Below are 18,844 nucleotides of genomic sequence, written 5' to 3'. Positions count from 1 at the left end.
ATACGTCCAACTGCCTGATCCGGCATTTTTTGTACGATTATTGCTGCAGTCAAGACGATATTGCAACCCAATGCCCTTGAGCAACCTCAACAAGTTCGGAGTTGTCCACATTGTACTTGTCTTCTCCCGCCAATTCTTCCGTCAGCTTGAGCTTTTTCTTAGCTTCAATTTTAGGGTCTGGGATCGGTATCGCCGCAAGTAGCGATTTGGTGTATTCGTGTTGAGGATTGCTGTACAGTTCCTCACTTTCTGCAAGCTCCACAATTTTGCCGCGATACATCACCGCAACACGATCACTAATATGCTTCACCATCGACAAGTCGTGTGCAATAAACATATAAGTCAGCCCCAGACGGTGCTGCAGCTCTTCTAGCAGCTTAACGATCTGTGCCTGTATCGACACGTCCAGCGCCGACAAAGGCTCGTCGCACACGATAAACTCCGGCTCCACAGCAAGTGCGCGAGCTATCCCGATCCGCTGCCGCTGTCCCCCGGAAAATTCATGCGGATAACGCATTGCCATAACAGGATCTAATCCGACCATATCAAGCAGCTCCTCTACACGCTTCTGACGTTCCTGCGGAGTTGCCACAAGCTTGTGGACATCCAGTGCTTCACCGATAATATCCAGCACTCTGAATCGAGGGTTAAGCGAAGCATACGGATCCTGGAAGATCATCTGCATATTCCGACGCATCACCTTCATCTCGGATAAGGTCAACCGATTAATCGAGATTCCCTTGTAAAGCACATCTCCTCCTGTTGGTTCATGCAGGCGCAGAATGGTACGGCCTGTCGTGGACTTTCCGCTCCCAGACTCCCCAACGATACCCAACGTCTCCCCAGCATGAATATGAAAGCTAATATTATTGACCGCTTTCAGCACGTTTCCTTTTCCCATATCGAAGTGTCGCTTAAGCGATCTGACTTCCAACAGCGGTCGATCATCAGCTGCAGAGCGAGTGATAAGAGGCGCAGGCTTCGCTTTCTTCTGCTCATGCAGGCGCGGCAGTGCATTTAACAGCTTTAATGTATACGGATGCTGCGGATTCGAGAAAATTTCCTCAGTCGTGCCTGTCTCTACGATCACACCGTCTTTCATAACTGCTACGCGATCACACATCCCTGCCACAACACCCAAATCATGTGTAATTAGAATAATAGAAGTCCCGATTTGCTGCTGTATCAGCTTCATTTGATTCAGAATCTGTGCCTGTATCGTCACATCAAGCGCAGTTGTTGGCTCATCGGCGATCAATAGTGACGGACGGCATGCTAGCGCGATCGCTATCATTACCCGTTGTCTCATACCGCCTGAGAACTCGTGCGGATATTGATCATATCGTGCCTCGCTATTCGAAATGCCAACCAGCTTAAGCATCTCTACTGCCTGTTGGCGTGCTTCTTTCTTGGATAACTTCTGATGCTTGATCAGACTTTCTGCGATTTGGCGACCGATCTTCATCGTCGGGTTCAAAGAGGTCATCGGATCTTGAAAGATCATTCCGATGTCCCGACCCCGAATTGCCTCCATTTGCTTATCTGTCATATATGCGAGATTCTGTCCGAGAAATGTAATCTCACCGGACTTCACATAGGAAGGTGGTGAAGGCAGCAATCTCATAATTGTACGCGCAGTTACACTTTTACCACTCCCGGATTCTCCTACAATACCTAACGTTTCCCCTCTTCTTAATTCAAAGCTGACCCCTTTTACCGCTTGAACTTCCCGATCACGAGTCTGAAAGGAGACGCTCAAATTGTTAACTTCTAATATCGTATCCACCGTTTCTGTCTTTTCCACTGAAGATCACCCGCCTGCATATATTAATAAACCATCGTATGAATAAGCATTGACTTTTTACTAACTCTAAAATAAAATCTACTATATCGATCGGAATTATGCAAATTAATTAATAGAGAGAGGGGGAACGATCATGGAAGCATCCGCTTCATCACCCCGTTGGGGCTTGCTCCAAAGAATTGCCGCTGCTTACGGCAAAATGATGCTGAATCCGACATACAGAGTGCTTGTCCTACTGCTAGGAGCACCTGTTCATATATTCGTATATTTTTATTACTGGCGTGAACGCAAAAGCGATCCCTATGTTCTTGCTTTGGAAGACACCAAACAAGAGTTGCTTGCGTCAGGTTATCACGACAGCCTTATAGAGGATATTCGCGACCAGCAAATTCGCAAGCACCAGTTCTTTCAGGAGGAGATCGAGCCGCAGACGCTTGAGCGGCAGGTTGCAGCTATTGCAGCGTCGCAGTTTCAAGCCGAAGCACACGAGCAAACAATGGCACGATTGCGACAGCACAGCCAACAAAGGCTTACTTATGCAGCAGCCTTTCAACAACTGCTCGAAAGCCCGCTGTTTGTTGCGATATCGCTTGTTCCTGGAGCATTAATGTACGTATTGATTCTGATATTCGGCAGCCCTTATCTCAAATATATCGTAGAACGGCTGTTGATGAGTGTTTTTGTAATTTTTGGCGTGGCATTCCTTGTGTTCTCGATTCTTTATATTTCCCCAATGAATCCGGCAGCTAATATTTTGGGAGAAACGGCGACGGCGGAACAAATTGAATCCTTTAACCAACTATATGGTCTAGATCAGCCCTATCTAGTCCAGCTAGGGAACACGCTGAAGGGTATTGCCACTTTTGATCTCGGCAAGTCATTCGCCGGCAATGAAGAAGTAACTACGGCTATTGCAGGAAAGTTTCCTGTCACACTAACGTTAACACTCATATCGCTTGTAATGGCGATCATCATTGCATTGCCTATCGGCATCATATCGGCTGTTAAACCTAACTCGGTGTATGATTATACCTTTATGTTTATCGCACTTCTTGGGTTATCGATACCTAGTTTTTGGCAAGGACTTGTCTTTATACTTAATTTTTCCATAAAACTGCAGTGGCTGCCCGCCACTTACAATCCGCAGAACTGGTTATCGATTATTATGCCGACGATCGTTCTGGGTACAGGATTAACAGCAGCCGTTGCCAGAATGACACGATCTTCTACATTGGAAGTCATCAATGAGGATTACATCATTACGGCCAAAGCAAAGGGGCTAAGCAAGCGCCAAATTTTGCGAAAACATGCAGTGGGCAACGCCCTTATTCCTATCATTACGGTCATTGGTCTTCAATTCGGAGGCATGCTGGGGGGATCTGCTGTGACAGAGAAGGTGTTTAACATTAGCGGCATCGGCAGTTATATTGTGGACAAGCAGTTTATTCCCGATATTCCGAGTATTATGGGAGGCGTAATTTATACTGCCATAACGATATCGCTGATCAATGTTGTGATAGACATTCTTTATGCCTTCTTTGACCCTCGTATCCGGTCTAAGATGAAACAATACTAAAGCAGGTGTCGACATGACAAAGAAGCTTATTCATACCCAAGAATTGAGATATCGATTAAAGACATCTCCTGAATATGGCCAGGCCAACCTGGCTTGGATTGTATCCCTGGCGCTGACGATCTTATTGCTGCTTAACAGCTACAGCCTTACCGAGCAGGTGATCAAACCTTACGTATTTATCGGTTTTGTTGTATATGCCCTGTTTACCGTCATCCAACTGGCACTTGCCCTCTTGATTCGGCGGGACCTTGTACGCGTTGGCACGATCCAGGGAAAGACCAGAGCAATTGGCTATATTCAACTGTTGAGCATCGCAGCAGGCAACGTGTTTATCGCGACTGCAGCTTTTGGACTCATTAAGCGTAATAAAAGCGCGGAGTACACATTAGCCGTATACATGCTGCTCACACAACTATTTATTATTGCTGTATCCGGCCTTAATTTATTTAAGCCTTATGTGACGGATACATTTCTGCCCGCTATGTTTGTACTCGTGATCCTGACTGTCTTTTACTTGATCACTCTTTTAATCATCGCCAAGTATGTAAGCAGAGAGCGTGTTCATCCACGCCTGCGGATTATAACATATCTGCTTATCCTAACCTCTGTTACAGGCAACTTGTTTGCGCTGCTGCTAGGGCTTACGTTACTCGCCAAGATTCGTAAAGCGAGCTATCAGTCCACCAGCAAGTGGGAAACGGTGCTGGAGAGATTAACACGGAGCACAACCTCGATGATTGGCTTATTTTTTATCGTGTTTCTGTTCTCCATCTCCATCTGCAGTTATTTTACATTTGATTATGCACTTGCCATTGATAACAACTACGGGGCGATATTACAGCAGCCCAGCTTAGCTTATCCGTTTGGCACAGACAATTTCGGCAGATGTTTGTTTTCACGCATCATCTTTGGTGCACGCATTTCCTTAGTTGTTGGCATGCTGTCCACCGCGATCCCAGTAGTTATAGGCGGTGTACTTGGCGCGATAGCTGGTTACTACGGACGTCGAACAGACAATGTCATTATGCGTATGTTGGACATTCTGTACGCTATTCCTGGCATTTTGCTCGCGATTGCTATCATCGCGGCCTTCGGAGCTAATACCGTAAACCTGATTTTGGCACTCAGTATAGGAGCGATCCCCTCTTATGCACGAACGATGCGAGCTAATGTCATGCTTGTATCTACGTATGAGTTTGTAGAGGCTGCACGTGCATTTGGGTCTGGGAATATGTCAATCATTTTTAAACATATCGTGCCTAATTCGCTGGCTCCCATGATTGTCAAATCTACTTTAACAATCGGTGCAGCCGTTATTTCAACTAGCAGCTTAAGCTATTTGGGACTGGGCGTCGAACCGCAAATACCGGAATGGGGCAACATTCTGAAGATCGGCAGTGCGTATCTGGAATCTCACTCCTATCTGGCCATCTATCCGGGTCTAGCCATCATTATGCTGGTCTTATCCTTTAACTTCCTTGGGGACGGCCTGCGGGACGCGCTCGATCCTAAACTTGATTAACATTGTGGCAGCCATGCATCACAGCTATCCATATCTAAATATGTTAAATACTTATCATTCAGGAGGTCCAACACAATGAAAAAAAGTCCATGGTTCCTATTATTAATCGCCTTTGCGGTCGTCATTAGCGGATGCCAGGTCAACACCAAGAAAGATGTCGTCGAAAATCCTCCTTCACAGGATACAACCAACAAAAGCGCTGTTACCATTGAGCTGCTTGGCATGAGCTCTGGTGAATCTGATCTCAACATTGTTCGCGATCAGTTAACCAAAAACGGGTTTAACGTCAAGTTGAACATTCAGCCTGATTATGGCAGCTTTAAAGCACAGGAAGAGGCAGGCAATTATGATGTTTCCCTCTCTGGCTGGACAACTGTAACGGGCAATCCGGATTATGCCGTCAGATCATTATTTAAGTCAGGCGGGGATTACAGCATCATAGCTGATCCCGATCTCGACAAGCTGATTGATCAAGCTTCCACACAAACACCGGAGCAATTTGTTGACACTTACAAGCAATTAGAACAAAAGCTCGTATTTGATAAAGCCTATATCGCGCCCTTATACAGCTCATTAAAATCACAAGGGCTTAACCAAGAAGTGCTGAACAAAGATTCCGTTCGTCTGTCGAAATCTCGCTCCCTCGTGTGGGAAGATATCGACTTCAAAGATACGTCCAAGCGTAATACCGATCCACTGCTGTTAACACAAGCGACATCCGTGTTGACCTCTCTCGATCCGATCAAAGGCAATGACGGTTCTATTAATATGATTAATACCAATATGTATGTTCGTCTGCTGAACTTGACTGACGATGACAAGATTACAACAGAGGGCTCCTTGTCCTACAACCATTCAATTGCAGAAGGCAATTCGGAGTATTACTTTGTGTTGAGAGATGATATTCATTTTGCAAAAGTTACAAACAAAGCTGCAGTAGACACTGGAGAGCGTGTAGGGGCAGATGATGTTATTTTCTCTCTGAATCGTGCCAAAGACAAAAATTCGGTGCCTGACCATCGTACGTACAGCTTGCACGAGCATATTAAGAACGTTGAGGCCATAACAGACCTTAAATCACTAGAAGCTATCAATCAGTCTGGAAGCAATGAGACGATCAAAGCAGCGTTAGAAAAAGGGCTTGCAGCCCCTATTAAAGAGCTTGTCGCAGACAAGACAAAAGCTAGCAGCAAAGACGGAAAATATCAAGTTATTAAGCTGACGACAACAGCGCCATTCCCGCAAGTCCTGAATTACCTTGCTCACCAATCAGGCGGCATCGTATCCAAAAAACAAGTCGAAAGCATTAATACGTATGATGTAGCTAAATTTGATGTAAACAAAGACGTTCCTTACGGCGATCAAAACACCGTAACCGAAGGAAACAAATATAATAATACCTTGTATGCAAGCGGACCTTATATTTTATCGCATAAAAATGACTATGAAGCGGTCTTTATTAAAAATCCGGGCTACTTGAAAGGCACAGCTCACGAGCCTAAAATTACAAACATCAAGCTTCGCTTTATCAAGGATGCAGACAGTGCATTGTCAGCACTGCGCAGCGGTGAGATTCATGTCTACTACGGCGTACCTGAAACGAAATTCGATCTGGTAAAAGGCGACTCCAAGCTAGCACTTCAAACGTTGCCAAGCAATGCGGTATCTTACTTGTTGTTTAATACGGGTAATCGTGATGTGGCCAAGAACGAGGATTTGAGAAAAGCTGTCTTGTATTCCATTAATCAGGACGAATTCCTGCAATTCTATAACAATAATAAATTTAAAGCCGTCTCTACAGTTAGCCCGCTCGTTACAACGGGCAATGAGCTAAAGTCTGACCCTGCAAAAGCAAAAGAGTATTTGGACAAATACAAAGCAAGCGTAAAGTAAATTAAGTAAAGTTCTCTACCCCTCTTAAAAGACAAATGCAGTTTCCATCTGCATTTGTCTTTTATTTCTTTTGTGAGTATCAAACTGCTGCTACCTCTATTTTCGGCTTCACTTGCTTCTACGCAAAATATTTTTAGTCTATATATTTTAAAGTAAAAATAAATTTAGAAATGAAAAAATGTTGTCATCTACTGACTATTACATTTTCTCAATGCACATGAATGGATTTGAGGCTGCATATCCGATATAAGCTCAACCTGAGTTTATATACATACTTCTTTAAGCAAGGAGGTTACAGCGATTATATTTTTGCAGCCGTAAAGAAGGGAGGTCTCGCACTAAGCAGGTACTACTGTGCAGTATTCTGTCTGATCAGTATCCCGATTTAACCATTAAGGGAGGAATATGATGTTCGTTTTAAATCGCACTTATCATGCATTATTTGTAAAGTTGTTGTTCGCGGCTGGCATGGCTTTAGTACTTACAGTTGCCATGATGTTGTTTGCAGGGAAAGCTTTCGCTCACGGCTACATTGATTCACCTAGCAGCCGCGCAGACCTATGCGCTCGCGGCATTAACAAAAACTGCGGCTTTATTATTTATGAGCCGCAAAGCCTTGAAGCTTATAAGGGCTTCCCTGCCGCAGGTCCGGCGGACGGCAAGATTGCCAGCGCATCAGGCGCTTTCCCGGAACTTGACCAGCAGTCCGCTACTCGCTGGAGCAAGGTCAACATTACACCTGGAACGACGACGTTCCACTGGACTATCGAGGCCAATCACGCCACCACTAGCTGGAAGTACTACATCACTAAGCAGGACTGGAATGCTAACGCTCCGTTAAGCCGAGCTGCGTTTGACCTTACGCCGTTCTGCAACGTGAACTACAAGGGCAAACAGCCCCCACACTCCTACTCCGATACTTGTAACGTGCCTAGTCGTACAGGATATCAGGTCATTTTGGCTGTATGGGAAATCGCGGATACGGCCAATGCGTTCTATAACGTGATTGACGTCGACTTTGGCGGTGGTTCGCCTGTTGATACTAGTGCGCCGACCGTTCCGACAAACCTAGCGGTTTCGAACATTGCTCCTACTAGTGCAACAGTGACTTGGGGGGCTTCGACCGATAACGTAGGTGTCAGCGGATACAAAATTTATAACGGTTCAACCTTGTTAGCTACAACAACCAACGGAACAGCTTTAACTTACAACCTCACAGGACTGACACCAACCACACCTTATACGTTAACCGTCCGTACGATTGACGCTGCAGGCAACAGTTCTACGGCAAGCAATGCAGTCGCCTTTACGACACTTGCATTACCGCCTGATCATGCTGCACCTACGTCCCCGACGAATTTATTAGCGGCGAATGTTACCGCCACAAGTGTCAAGTTAAGTTGGAGTGCGGCAACCGATAACGTTGGCGTTACTGGTTACCAGATCTATAACGGCTCAACATTGGTCACGACGACAAATGGAACGACGCTCACGTATACCGTTACTGGCTTGACGGCCAATACGGCATACACCTTTACAGCACGCGCAATTGATGCCGCAGGCAACATATCTGCTGACAGTAATGCAGTCAGCGTAACCACAAGCAGCGGACCAAGCATTACACCATGGGCCGCAAATACGTCGTACGCACAGGGTGACCTCGTCTCATACAACGGCAAGACCTATGAGGCTCATCAGCCGCACCTCTCTCTGGTTGGCTGGGAGCCGCCAAACGTACCTGCACTATGGACGCTAAAGTAACAACAGGCCATAACTATACAATTGAGCTGCAAATGAATGGATCTGCAAGGAATATTAGCGATTATTCCGCTCCACTTTCTACACTACTGATCTCATACCCTCTCAGTGGAACACAGCTAAAAGAACTCGCGTCACCGTAAATATCCGTACAACAAATCAAGCACCTCTGCTCCCACAAATCGCGTGGTTGTGGAGGTGCTTCAATATTTATCATGCGCCGGTCCCGGACGCTGATCGGGTCCCTATCTTGTTACGCTACCTACATGTGGAGCTCGTGCTGACCACGACTGTTCAATGATACGGTCCAGCAATTGACTGAACGTTAGACCAGCGGCAGAAGCGCTTTTGGGCAGCAGGCTGTTCGTTGTCATACCTGGCAGCGTATTTACCTCCAGAACATAAGGAACACCGTCCCTTAGTATCATGTCAACGCGTGCATACACACTGCACTTCATGATACGGTAACAAGCAAGTGCTGCTTCCGTAACGTTTCGTGTAATCTCAGCAGACAATTGTATAACCTGCTCTTCCGCCCCTCCATCGTCATACTTGCAGCGATAATCAAACCAATCCGATTGTAACGATCTAATACCGATGATCGGAAGCATCTCGCCATTTAACAAGGAACAAGTTATCTCCTGACCACTGATATATTCTTCAATCAACACCGTTCTGTCCCATTGAAAAGCGTTTTGTACAGCCGCATACAATGCTTCACGGCTCCGTACCAACTCCGTACCAACACTTGATCCGCCGCAATTGGGTTTTACGATTAACGGAAATCCTAAGAGTTCTACCACTTCTGGGTCATATTCTTCCATACTGCTCCAACATTTCCATTCTGGAGTGCGAATCCCTTCACTTCTCATGAGTCTCTTTGACACATCTTTATTCATACATATACTGCTGGACAGCACCCCGCTGCCCGTATATGGAATACCCATCGACTCCAGCGCGCCCTGTACTGTTCCGTCTTCTCCATACGTGCCATGCAGAGCAAGCAATGCCATATCAATCCCTTTTACCCGCTCAATAAGCTCATGCCGATTCGATATTTCGATAGGAACAACTTCATATTTATTCCGATCCAAGTGAAGCAGCATTTCCTGCCCTGTCTGCATGGATACCTCTCGCTCCGAGGAATCTCCGCCCATAATGACGCCCACTTTCATCCTTGCACCACCTTACAATCCCATAATATGTTTGGCTGTGTCGCCGATAATCCGAATTCCCTGACTAATCTCTTCTGCTGTCAATCTGGAGAAGCCAATTCTCATCGCATGTTGCCCTAGCCCGTTCGTATAAAATTGATCCCCCGGCGTAAACAACACGCCTTGACGAGCGCAAGCCTCAAGCAATACCCTTGTGTCAAAAGCAGCGTCGAATTCTATAAAAAGATGAAGTCCTCCGTCTCCGGACAGCTTTGCATAAGGGATATAGGTTTCGCAGCATTGTTTCGTCCATTCATATTTTCGACGGTATACAGCTCGCGCCCGTTTCACATATTTCTCCATATTACCGTTTTGCAAATACTGATATAAAAGCGATTGATCCAGTGTCGATGTATGGATACTGCGCGCCCGCTTTATGCTTTCCAAATAATATATTAACTCTTGATCAGCAAGCACCCATCCTACACGCAGTCCCGGAAAAAGAACTTTAGAGAAGCTTCCCAAATAAATAACGTTATTACCTCGGCCCGCAGCTGCCATTAAGGGGGACACATGGGCGCCGGAATAACGCAGCTCTTCATTAAAACCATCTTCAATAATCGGAATATCATAATTCGCCATGACCTGCAGCAGCTTTAATCGTTTAGCGGGAGACATCACAATGCCTGTCGGGTTGTGATACGAAGGTACTACATAAGCACAATCGTATGACTGCGCCTGAACAGCGCGCTCCAATTCCTGAAGATGAATACCGTCGCGCTCCATTGGTATGCCTGTAACGTCGTACCCTTGCAGCCTGAACTGCTTAATGGCCGTATGGTGCGTTGGGTTTTCACACAACACAGCGCCGTTATCCCGCTTTAGCGCAGACAAAACAATATCCAATCCTTCCGTAAAGCCATTCGTAATCAACATATCTTTGCCCTTTAGATTAACACCTTTTTTTTCCATATAATGAAATAGATAATCAATTAAGGGCTTATATCCTTTGGCATATCCATAGTTCAACAGTGTGCTGCCCTCGATGGCCATTCGATCGAGAAATGCGCGCTTCACATGGTCCACGTCAAATAACTTTTCATCAGGCGCAATGCTTGTAAACCGAATCATACCTTCTTCGGCCCGTATTCCTCGCTTCATAATGTCCAAAGAGTCTGCCATACGTGCATGGTTATTTACACGTCTTTTCCAATCTATACTGCGCGGGGAAATCGTTGCAGGCTTCGAAAAAGCCGAAACATAACTTCCATTTCCTCGCCTAACATAAACGAAACCATCCTCTTCCAAACCTTGATATGCCAAAATAACCGTATTGCGGCTCAAGTTCAACAATAAGCTGAGTTCACGGGTAGAGGGAAGCTTCTGCTCCGCTTGAAGGACTCCATTAATAATAAATTGTTGAATGTATTCTTTTAATTGGACCGCAGTAGAACGACCTGCCTGCGGCTTGAATTGTTGAAACATCGCTTCGCCTCCCCTTCTTGATAATGGCATACATAGCGGGATAACAAAAGAACCACGCTCCCGGTATATTTCGCCGTAGGTGGTTCAGGTGGTATAACAAGATCCATTTAATTAGTGCGAATCCCTTATGATTCTCTTCTCCCTGGCCGCCTTTAGCCACAATGGAAATTCATTCAGCAATTGATCGTACAACGATTCGTCGGATATAGCGCCAATATCATCAACATGAATAAAGTTGGCATTATCCACAATTCTGCCTTCCATCGTATCCAGCTTCTTCAACACCTCAAAGTCTGAATGTCCAATCCCAACAAACTGCCAGAAAATAGGCTGAACCGAAGCTGTTGTAATTACTTTCTTGATTGACTTAACCACACCGCCATCATTAATAAATATAACAAATACAGGCGTCGCGGACTCCTCTTCTTCTGTATACTTATGAATGACATCGCGCATGACAGGCGGCTCATTATTCGCGCCAAATTTATTGACCTCACTGTTGTTTAATATATGTCGATTCACATAGCCTGCAATATCCTGTTCGGTTACAGAAGGCAATCGACTGTACTGAGAATCGTATACCCATACATCTAATGTAGCGTTATCATCAAATGAGCAGGCTACTGCTAGAATACGTTCTACTACTTCTTGTACAGTACCGTTCATATACAGCTTCCTCATCGATCCAGAAATATCAAGTACGATGCCTACTCTTGCCACCACGCCTTGAAGTTTCTTCTTTTCCAGCGTATATTGTACCTTTTGCTTTCGCAGATCAATGGGCGCCATTACCTTTTCCTCTACAGCTGCCGCTACCTCACCGGTAGGCTCCTCGATCTCAAGTCCAAAGTGAGTACATAATGCAGCCAATCCTCCGTAGAAGCCGCTGCCTATAGCATTGAACTTCCATTCATCGTTATATCTGTAGAGTTCACCTACCACAATCGCAGTTTCGCGCGTCAAATCCATCCCATATGTATACTGGCATAATACTTCGCCGCTGTCTGTATCTATAAGCTGAACATACATATCGGAGACATCACTCATATGATGCCCCTGTTGTTCTCCTTCATAAATCGTCAATGTAAATGCAATACGCGCAGCACTTTCTGACAGCTTGCTAAATGCAATATGTACAACTTCCTTCTCTGTCCCATCAGCCGAAGAGTGCCTTACTTCTCCATGAGGAGCAGCCGCATTCCCATAAAAAATGAAATGTTCATCCCGGACACAACGGCCCTGATCATTTAGAATAAAAGCAGCAGCATCGACACTCATAGCCGTATGTTTTATGGTCCAGTCGAACCGCAAACTAAGGTTAAGTATGTTTCTACCCTTTGTAATATCTATCTTCTGGCCTTTTAACAACTTCATCAGCATATCCCCTTATTTAGCAACTAAATAGACCATTCCAACTAGATAGAACTACCGACATTCTAGTAAAAATGGAATTATTTACTTCAATTATAGCGTAGAAGCAGCTTCTATGTAACCACACTATTGGGATATGATCTCAAACGTTTTATTCTCCATAGGAACCTCTAAATATTTATAGAGATGGAAACTGATCGTTCAGCGTCCCATCTCTACGTCGTCAATGCCTACTATGCCTCTTGATCTATATCTGCATCTGCATCCAACAAGATCGCGTTAATCGCGTTCAAGAACGCATTGGCACTAGCTTTTAAAATATCCATATCCATCGCACGACCCGAATAGATCTTATCTTGATATTGAATTCGAATGTTCACACGGCCGATCGCCTCTTTTCCTCTGGACAAGCTGTTAATTTTGTAATCCTTCAGCTGTACATCCAAGCCAACCAGTGTCTTTATTACACTGTATAGGGCATCGATAGGACCGTCTCCTACTGCGCTGCCCTTAACCGTGTCAGTGCCTTTCTTTAACTTGACCGTTGCCGTCGGATATAAGTCGTTGCTAACCACCTGAAAAGAAGTTAGTTCGTACAACTGCTTGCTGCCTTCATCCGCTGTGCGATGATTCGTTACCAAGTAGAACACATCGTGATCGTACACTTCTTTTTTGGCATCTGCCAATGTCAGAAATTTATTAAACAACACTTCAAAATCTGCTTCATCACTGACGTCAAAGCCCATCTTCTCGACAGCATTTTTGAAAGCGTGGCGGCCTGAACGAGCTGTTAGAATCAGCTCCATGCTGTCTGCACCCACCTCTTCGGGGGACATAATCTCGTACACTTGTTTATCCTTTAATAACCCGTCTTGATGGATACCGGAGGAATGGGCAAAAGCATTCTCCCCTGTTATCGCCTTATTTACCTGAACATCCAGCCCTGTCAAATACGTAACCAGCTTTGATGTCCGAAGAAGTTCCTTCGTCTGAATGTTGGTATAACAATGGTAATAGTTCTCCCGTACTTTAAGTCCCATTACAACCTCTTCCAACGAGGCATTTCCTGCTCGTTCGCCAAGACCGTTAATCGTACATTCAATCTTATCGGCGCCATTTTTGATGGCGCTTAACGTATTGGAGGTAGCCATTCCCAGATCATTGTGACAGTGCACACTAAGGATGACACTCTCATCCAGATTTTTTAGGCGTTCATTAATCCGACGAATCAGCTCGCCGAACTCCTCCGGTACAGCGTATCCCACCGTATCAGGAACGTTAATCATGGTAGCTCCGGCTTTAACGACCGCTTCAATTGTGCTCCACAAATATTCAAAATCTGATCGCGATGCATCCTCCGTGGAGTATTGCACATGCGGCAGCAAAGTCTTCGCATACTTGACCGCGTCAACCCCCAATTGCATAACCGCTTCCTTGGAGCGATTAAATTTCTTCTCCACATGGATGTTTGAAGTGCCCAGTACAATATGAATTAGCGGATTTTGTGCCAACTTAATACTCTCATATACAGCGTCAATATCACTTTTGACTGCGCGTGCCAGTGCGGTAATCGATACGCTGTCGCCGACACTACGAACAATCTGCTGCACCGCTTGAAAATCTCCTGCTGAAGAAGCAGGGAAACCCGCTTCGATAATATCTACATTCAGCCGCTTTAACTGCTGAGCCATCTCTATTTTTTGATGTACATTTAATTTAGCGCCTGGAACTTGCTCTCCGTCACGCAAAGTGGTGTCTAAGACGATAATTTTGCGGTTCATCTGCATCTCCTCCTGAGCCTTCTTTTAGATATCTATATGAAGCGGGGTTGGTCAAACCCGGAATTTGGCCAACAAAAAAACCCCGTCTCTACGTATAGAGACGGGGTTGAACCCGCGGTACCACTCTAATTCATTTCCTAAGAAATGATCTCCCTCGATGGCCAACACCATCTATCCCTGTAACGGTGGAACTCCGGCATACCCTACATATTCAGGCAGCTGTTCATAGACGAGTTCGGAATATAAGACATTGCCGTTTCACACCAACCAACGGCTCTCTGAAAAGTCTGCCTATTCCTACTATTTCTAATCCTAACATTTGGATGTTAAATTATTTGCAATTATATGGCACTTAAAATATTTTGTCAATATGCAAAAACTCTACACGAGACAGCGGTTTTCTCATCATTAATCCGAGCATCGAGTTCCTGAAACTGATATGACCACTTTCTCTATAACTTTGATATAGTAGTCCGTAGATAGGTGTTGCATATGCCATTGGCTTTGACTAGGAGGGATCATGGATAACATTCAATATTTGTCTCAATTTAATCTACTTCGTTCACTTTCCATCCCTGATCTAATTGAAATGGAACAGTTGACTTCAATTACCGTGATTCCAAAATACACGTTTATTCAAACACCAGCTACATTTGCTGAAGGCCTTTATTTTATAAAAAAAGGAAAAGTACGCTTATACAAGGTAAACGTGGAGGGCAAGCAATTCACCTTGGACATCCTAAGCGAGGGCAATGTATTTGGCGAAATGGCTGGGATCTCCTTAGGCACACGTGACATGTACATCGAGACGGTTGAAGAGAGCCATATCTGCTTAATGGATAAGACTAGATTTGAAAGTTTCCTCATACATCATCCTCAATTTATGATGAACTTGATACAAGTATTAAGCGAACGGCTAGTCAGCATGAGCCATTTGGCCCAACATTTAGCGCTTGGAAACCTACAAGATAAGATTCTGTATGTGATTGACAAGCTATCTAGTCAGTGCGGTGTAGTGCGTGACAAAGATTATGATCTCATTAATCTGCCGATTACTCATCAGGAATTAGCACATTTGGTAGGCGCCACAAGAGAAGCAGTATCAGCTGTCTTACGTGAACTTGCCGAGCAAGAAATCATAAAGACTGGATTCAAAAGTATCTCTATTCATCGAGAAAAAAGGATAGAGCGAGCAGCCAATTGGTCTTTCTAGTGTTCAGAATGTGCTCTGTCGCAATAGTACTTTCGTCTCTTATTTGTACAGTTGTAAACTGGATTACATCTTTCCTTAGTCAACATAGCTTAATCTATACGCGGTTAGGCACAACATAATACCAGCTTGCCGAGTAACCATTACGTCATCCAAGGGAAGAGAGAGGTATATGCATATAAATATTCCTGATCATGTATTATACAGAAAAGGTGCTCAAAAAGTGAAGGACATTCCAGATGAAGTCCAGCAACTGCTGCAAACAGGACAATTGCAGACGGTTAATTTGACCGAATGGCTGGCAGTTGATCATACCTTGCTGCTCCGGCATGTCATCGATGAACTCGATCTAAAGCATCATACAGACGTGATACTATCAGAGCTGGAGCTGCTGCGGGACAAAAAGATGATGAAGATAATTCCCGCCATCGCAAAAGGGTGGCTTCACCTGCTGAATCTGTCCCCGAGTGAGGAGCGCAGCCGAGTCTTCGACTCGTTGGCCAACCATTGTTCTGATAGTGTCAGATGCTGGGCCGCTTATATAATCGGACTTGATGACCAATTATCTCTTTCTCAGAAACTGACAGCCATACGCCCATTTGCAGCAGATCTCCACTTTGGCGTACGAGAGATTGCATGGATGGCTGTCCGGGAGCCCGTCGCCAAGGAATTAACGCAGGCCTTGCATCTGTTTGAGAACTGGGTGTGCGACGATGACGCCAATATTAGAAGGTTTGCAATTGAGTGTACTCGCCCTCAAGGGGTATGGGCCAAACACATTCAGGAATTAAAAGACAACCCAGCACTAGCGTTTCCCCTTCTGGATCAAGTAAAGTCTGATCACACTAAATACGTACAAGACTCTGTTGGAAATTGGTTAAATGATGCCAGCAAAACGAAACCGGAATGGGTGCTTAAAACGTGTAACACTTGGCTCGAGCAATCCGGTACAAAAGATACGAAGCGCATTGTCGCCCGCGCCCAAAGAACGATCATAAAAAAATAGATAAAATAACGCTGCATCTATGTGATCAGGGGACCTATAGGATTAGGTGCCCTGATCGCTTTGCGACACAGACGAGTCTACTTTGTAAAGGCTTGCGCCTACGCATCCTCAGAACTATCAGCAGCCAACAGCTTGTTAAAGTAAAATATTAGTATGCGGTCCTGTATGGCCACACTAGCTGCTCCCCAGCCATGCTTAGGCTTATGTGCTTCAATCCACTAACCATTCACCTTCTATGATATTGGCTAAATGAACTTCAGGCTGCAGCAGAAACTCAGCAAAACTGCACACATCTGCATATACCTGATGCTCAACGTCATAATACCCGATACACTTTTTCTTGGGATTCCAGACGATTAGGATGTCCGAATAGTTGTCCACTGCAGAAGTCAGCCGCAGCAGCTTTTGCCGGCCTACCTTCATCTCAATCACGTCCGTTATCGAGAAAAATTCAACATAATAAATCTCATACTCGTTGGCCGGCAATTCGAGGCGCAACCGGTCTCCACACAGGAAAGCTATCATATCTTTGGGCAGCTTATAACTTTTTAATGCTTGCAGCTTATTTTCCAAATGATGAAATGCAGGAGGTTCGATGGCTTTTAAATAGTCAGCCATTTCGGTATGTTTACTACTTACTGCAATCGTATACGCCCGTTCGCCGTCCTTTTCTGTCAAAGTCACATCCGCTCCGCGTTCGACAAGATACTTCACCATTTTAAGATTTCCATTTCTAGCAGCGACCGTTAATGGGGTAGCTTTATAGGGATATACCATATCTGGTTCGTTAAAGTTTATGTCTACGCCATGCTCCAGCAAATAATCGATTGTTTTTAAATCATGCTTATCAACCGCCTTTCTCAGCGTTTTTCCGCCATGTTTGGTTATATCCAACCCTAATTCCGCAATAAGCGGAATATTCGCCTTATTCCCATAATAGGCTTGCTCGTAAGCACCAGACTTGACGTTATTGATCGCATCCAGCTTAGCTCCATTTGCTGCAACGTAACGTACAATATCTGCTCCACAATAGCGCACGGCGGTTAAAAAAGCAGGACTACCGGCTGCATTTAGATTTGCACCATGCTCGCAGAGCAGCTTCACCACCTCCAACTGCTCAGCAATAATAGCTATGTCCAACGGGCTGCATGTGATATAACGGCTAAGTTCGATGCCCTGCTCGATGTCCCAGCCAGCGGCCAAAGCGCTGTTTAATGCGGCTATATTTCCCTCATAGATATGCTGCGCAAGCTCAGGGATTGTGTCGAATTTCCCGATATCTTTAAGCTTAATCACTTTTGTTTCACTCCTTCCAGCGGAATTAGACATTCCTCTACAAATTGGATGACTTCTTTACGAACAGGGACTAACCCTTGTTTTGCGGAAGCCGGATCTTTACGCAGTTCCCAAAATTTATTCATTAAGGCAGTGTCACCTGCAAATGTTAACTCAGACAGTCGTTCGATCTCTTCAGCAATTGCTGCCCCCTCCGACGACTGCGGTTGAATTCCTTTATGAATACAGTCTTCTATCCGCGTAATAAGCCTGATCCACTCCCGAGTAACCGCGTCGTTACTTTCTAACTTAGGGAGGCGAGCATTCAGCACTTCAAAGCTCCTGAGCATTAAAATAAGTCTGCCACTGCTTAGGTCCAGGCTGATGACTCTGCACAAGCGCAAGAGTGTGTCCCAGTGAATCTCCCCTTCAAGCTCATGAAAATGAAGCAACGATGTTGTATTGTTCATACTTTCTTGCAGTTCGATCATTTTCCCCTCTAAACATTTCTGATGGGCTTCAAGAATTTGACGGATTGACAATGCATCCAACAGGCTCTCAATTTCACTAAGCGGTAGTGACAGTGATTTTAGCAGCGTTATCTTCTCCATTCGGAACATGTCTTCCTCTGAATATAAACGTCTGCCACCCGCCTCTTTGAAGCTAGGTGTATAGTTGTGGAATAATGAAAATACTTCTTGCAGGTAACGTTGCGCCACCCTATAAACTCACTATATTAAATCTTATAGGGGGAAACCTAATGAAAGCAACACCTAGTACAGCAAAAAACATAATCACCACAAAGGAAACCACCTGGCCTCGTACAGATCCATGGTCCTATAAGGAATTCGTTGCTCTTTTAGTACTCATTTTTGGACTGGTTCCTTGGCTTATTGAAAGCCATTTGCACGAATAAGTAGAACCATCCCATACTATCCACCTGTTTTCCCTTTTCTGCGGCTTGCCCGCTTAAGCATGCAATTGCAATTACTATGAAATACGTGCAAGA

The 18,844-nt window shown here is 44.9% G+C and carries 14 protein-coding genes, 1 pseudogene and 1 other annotated feature; of the genes and pseudogenes, 7 read left to right on the top strand and 8 right to left on the bottom strand.

The genetic code is table 11. The annotated features are described in order from the left end of the window. Nucleotides 1-49 precede the first annotated feature (49 nt). On the bottom strand, nt 50-1,786 hold the full coding sequence (locus QP775_RS16230; RefSeq protein WP_285107963.1) for an ABC transporter ATP-binding protein: 1,737 nt from the start codon (nt 1,784-1,786) through the stop codon (nt 50-52). A 151-nt stretch (nt 1,787-1,937) separates the two neighbouring features. Between QP775_RS16230 and QP775_RS16225 the strand changes: the two genes are divergently transcribed. The 4 genes from QP775_RS16225 (at nt 1,938) to QP775_RS16210 (ending at nt 8,556) form a co-directional block, all read left to right on the top strand. Further along, nucleotides 1,938-3,380 carry an ABC transporter permease subunit gene (locus QP775_RS16225; protein ID WP_285107566.1) on the top strand — a complete coding sequence of 481 codons (1,443 nt, stop codon included), beginning with the start codon at nt 1,938-1,940 and terminating at the stop codon, nt 3,378-3,380. Nucleotides 3,381-3,393: 13 nt separating this feature from the next. Continuing rightward, nucleotides 3,394-4,902: an ABC transporter permease gene (locus tag QP775_RS16220; protein ID WP_285107564.1), complete on the top strand. Its 1,509-nt coding sequence runs from the start codon at nt 3,394-3,396 to the stop codon at nt 4,900-4,902. Between the two features lie 75 nt (nt 4,903-4,977). Next, nucleotides 4,978-6,795: an ABC transporter substrate-binding protein gene (locus tag QP775_RS16215; RefSeq protein ID WP_285107562.1), complete on the top strand. Its 1,818-nt coding sequence runs from the start codon at nt 4,978-4,980 to the stop codon at nt 6,793-6,795. Nucleotides 6,796-7,203: 408 nt separating this feature from the next. Beyond that, nucleotides 7,204-8,556: a lytic polysaccharide monooxygenase gene (locus QP775_RS16210; protein WP_285107560.1), complete on the top strand. Its 1,353-nt coding sequence runs from the start codon at nt 7,204-7,206 to the stop codon at nt 8,554-8,556. Between the two features lie 242 nt (nt 8,557-8,798). Here the strand turns inward: QP775_RS16210 and QP775_RS16205 are convergent, their stop codons facing one another. The 5 genes and pseudogenes from QP775_RS16205 to QP775_RS16185 all read right to left on the bottom strand — a co-directional run bounded on the left by QP775_RS16205 (nt 8,799) and on the right by QP775_RS16185 (nt 14,344). Further along, the gene (locus QP775_RS16205; RefSeq protein ID WP_285107558.1) at nt 8,799-9,728 is read right to left on the bottom strand and encodes a D-alanine--D-alanine ligase; all 930 of its coding nucleotides are present in this window, start codon (nt 9,726-9,728) and stop codon (nt 8,799-8,801) included. A gap of 12 nt (nt 9,729-9,740) precedes the next feature. Further along, nucleotides 9,741-11,192 carry a MocR-like pyridoxine biosynthesis transcription factor PdxR gene (gene pdxR, locus QP775_RS16200; protein WP_285107556.1) on the bottom strand — a complete coding sequence of 484 codons (1,452 nt, stop codon included), beginning with the start codon at nt 11,190-11,192 and terminating at the stop codon, nt 9,741-9,743. 111 nt (nt 11,193-11,303) lie between these two features. After that, complete coding sequence (locus QP775_RS16195) at nt 11,304-11,981, bottom strand: vWA domain-containing protein (RefSeq protein ID WP_239327709.1); 678 nt, start codon at nt 11,979-11,981, stop codon at nt 11,304-11,306. Nucleotides 11,982-12,050: 69 nt separating this feature from the next. Then, nucleotides 12,051-12,566: pseudogene (locus tag QP775_RS16190) on the bottom strand (TerD family protein); the annotation flags it as partial. A gap of 230 nt (nt 12,567-12,796) precedes the next feature. Next, on the bottom strand, nt 12,797-14,344 hold the full coding sequence (locus QP775_RS16185; protein WP_285107554.1) for a 2-isopropylmalate synthase: 1,548 nt from the start codon (nt 14,342-14,344) through the stop codon (nt 12,797-12,799). A gap of 93 nt (nt 14,345-14,437) precedes the next feature. After that, nucleotides 14,438-14,667 (bottom strand) — a binding site (T-box leader). Between the two features lie 197 nt (nt 14,668-14,864). On the opposite strand from QP775_RS16185, the gene QP775_RS16180 reads away from it, so the two are divergent. Together QP775_RS16180 and QP775_RS16175 are read left to right on the top strand one after the other, a co-directional pair. Further along, nucleotides 14,865-15,557 carry a Crp/Fnr family transcriptional regulator gene (locus QP775_RS16180; protein WP_285107552.1) on the top strand — a complete coding sequence of 231 codons (693 nt, stop codon included), beginning with the start codon at nt 14,865-14,867 and terminating at the stop codon, nt 15,555-15,557. 169 nt (nt 15,558-15,726) lie between these two features. Further along, a complete protein-coding gene (locus QP775_RS16175) occupies nt 15,727-16,560 on the top strand; it encodes a DNA alkylation repair protein (protein WP_285107550.1) in 834 nt (277 codons plus the stop codon). Nucleotides 16,561-16,770: 210 nt separating this feature from the next. On the opposite strand, the gene QP775_RS16170 is transcribed toward QP775_RS16175, so the two are convergent. After that, entirely contained in the window at nt 16,771-17,856 is a 1,086-nt protein-coding gene (locus QP775_RS16170) for an ankyrin repeat domain-containing protein (RefSeq protein ID WP_239326432.1), read from the bottom strand. Beyond that, nucleotides 17,853-18,554 (bottom strand): MerR family transcriptional regulator, encoded by a 702-nt coding sequence (locus tag QP775_RS16165; protein ID WP_285107547.1) that lies wholly within the window; start codon nt 18,552-18,554, stop codon nt 17,853-17,855. Before QP775_RS16165 ends, QP775_RS16170 begins: the two co-directional genes overlap by 4 nt. A gap of 41 nt (nt 18,555-18,595) precedes the next feature. Between QP775_RS16165 and QP775_RS16160 the strand changes: the two genes are divergently transcribed. Further along, entirely contained in the window at nt 18,596-18,751 is a 156-nt protein-coding gene (locus QP775_RS16160) for a hypothetical protein (protein ID WP_285107545.1), read from the top strand. Nucleotides 18,752-18,844: the final 93 nt, after the last annotated feature.

It is taken from the genome of Paenibacillus sp. UMB4589-SE434 (assembly GCF_030226685.1).
Classification (GTDB): Bacteria; Bacillota; Bacilli; order Paenibacillales; family Paenibacillaceae; genus Paenibacillus_B.
This window is presented reverse-complemented; position numbering and strand designations above follow the sequence as displayed.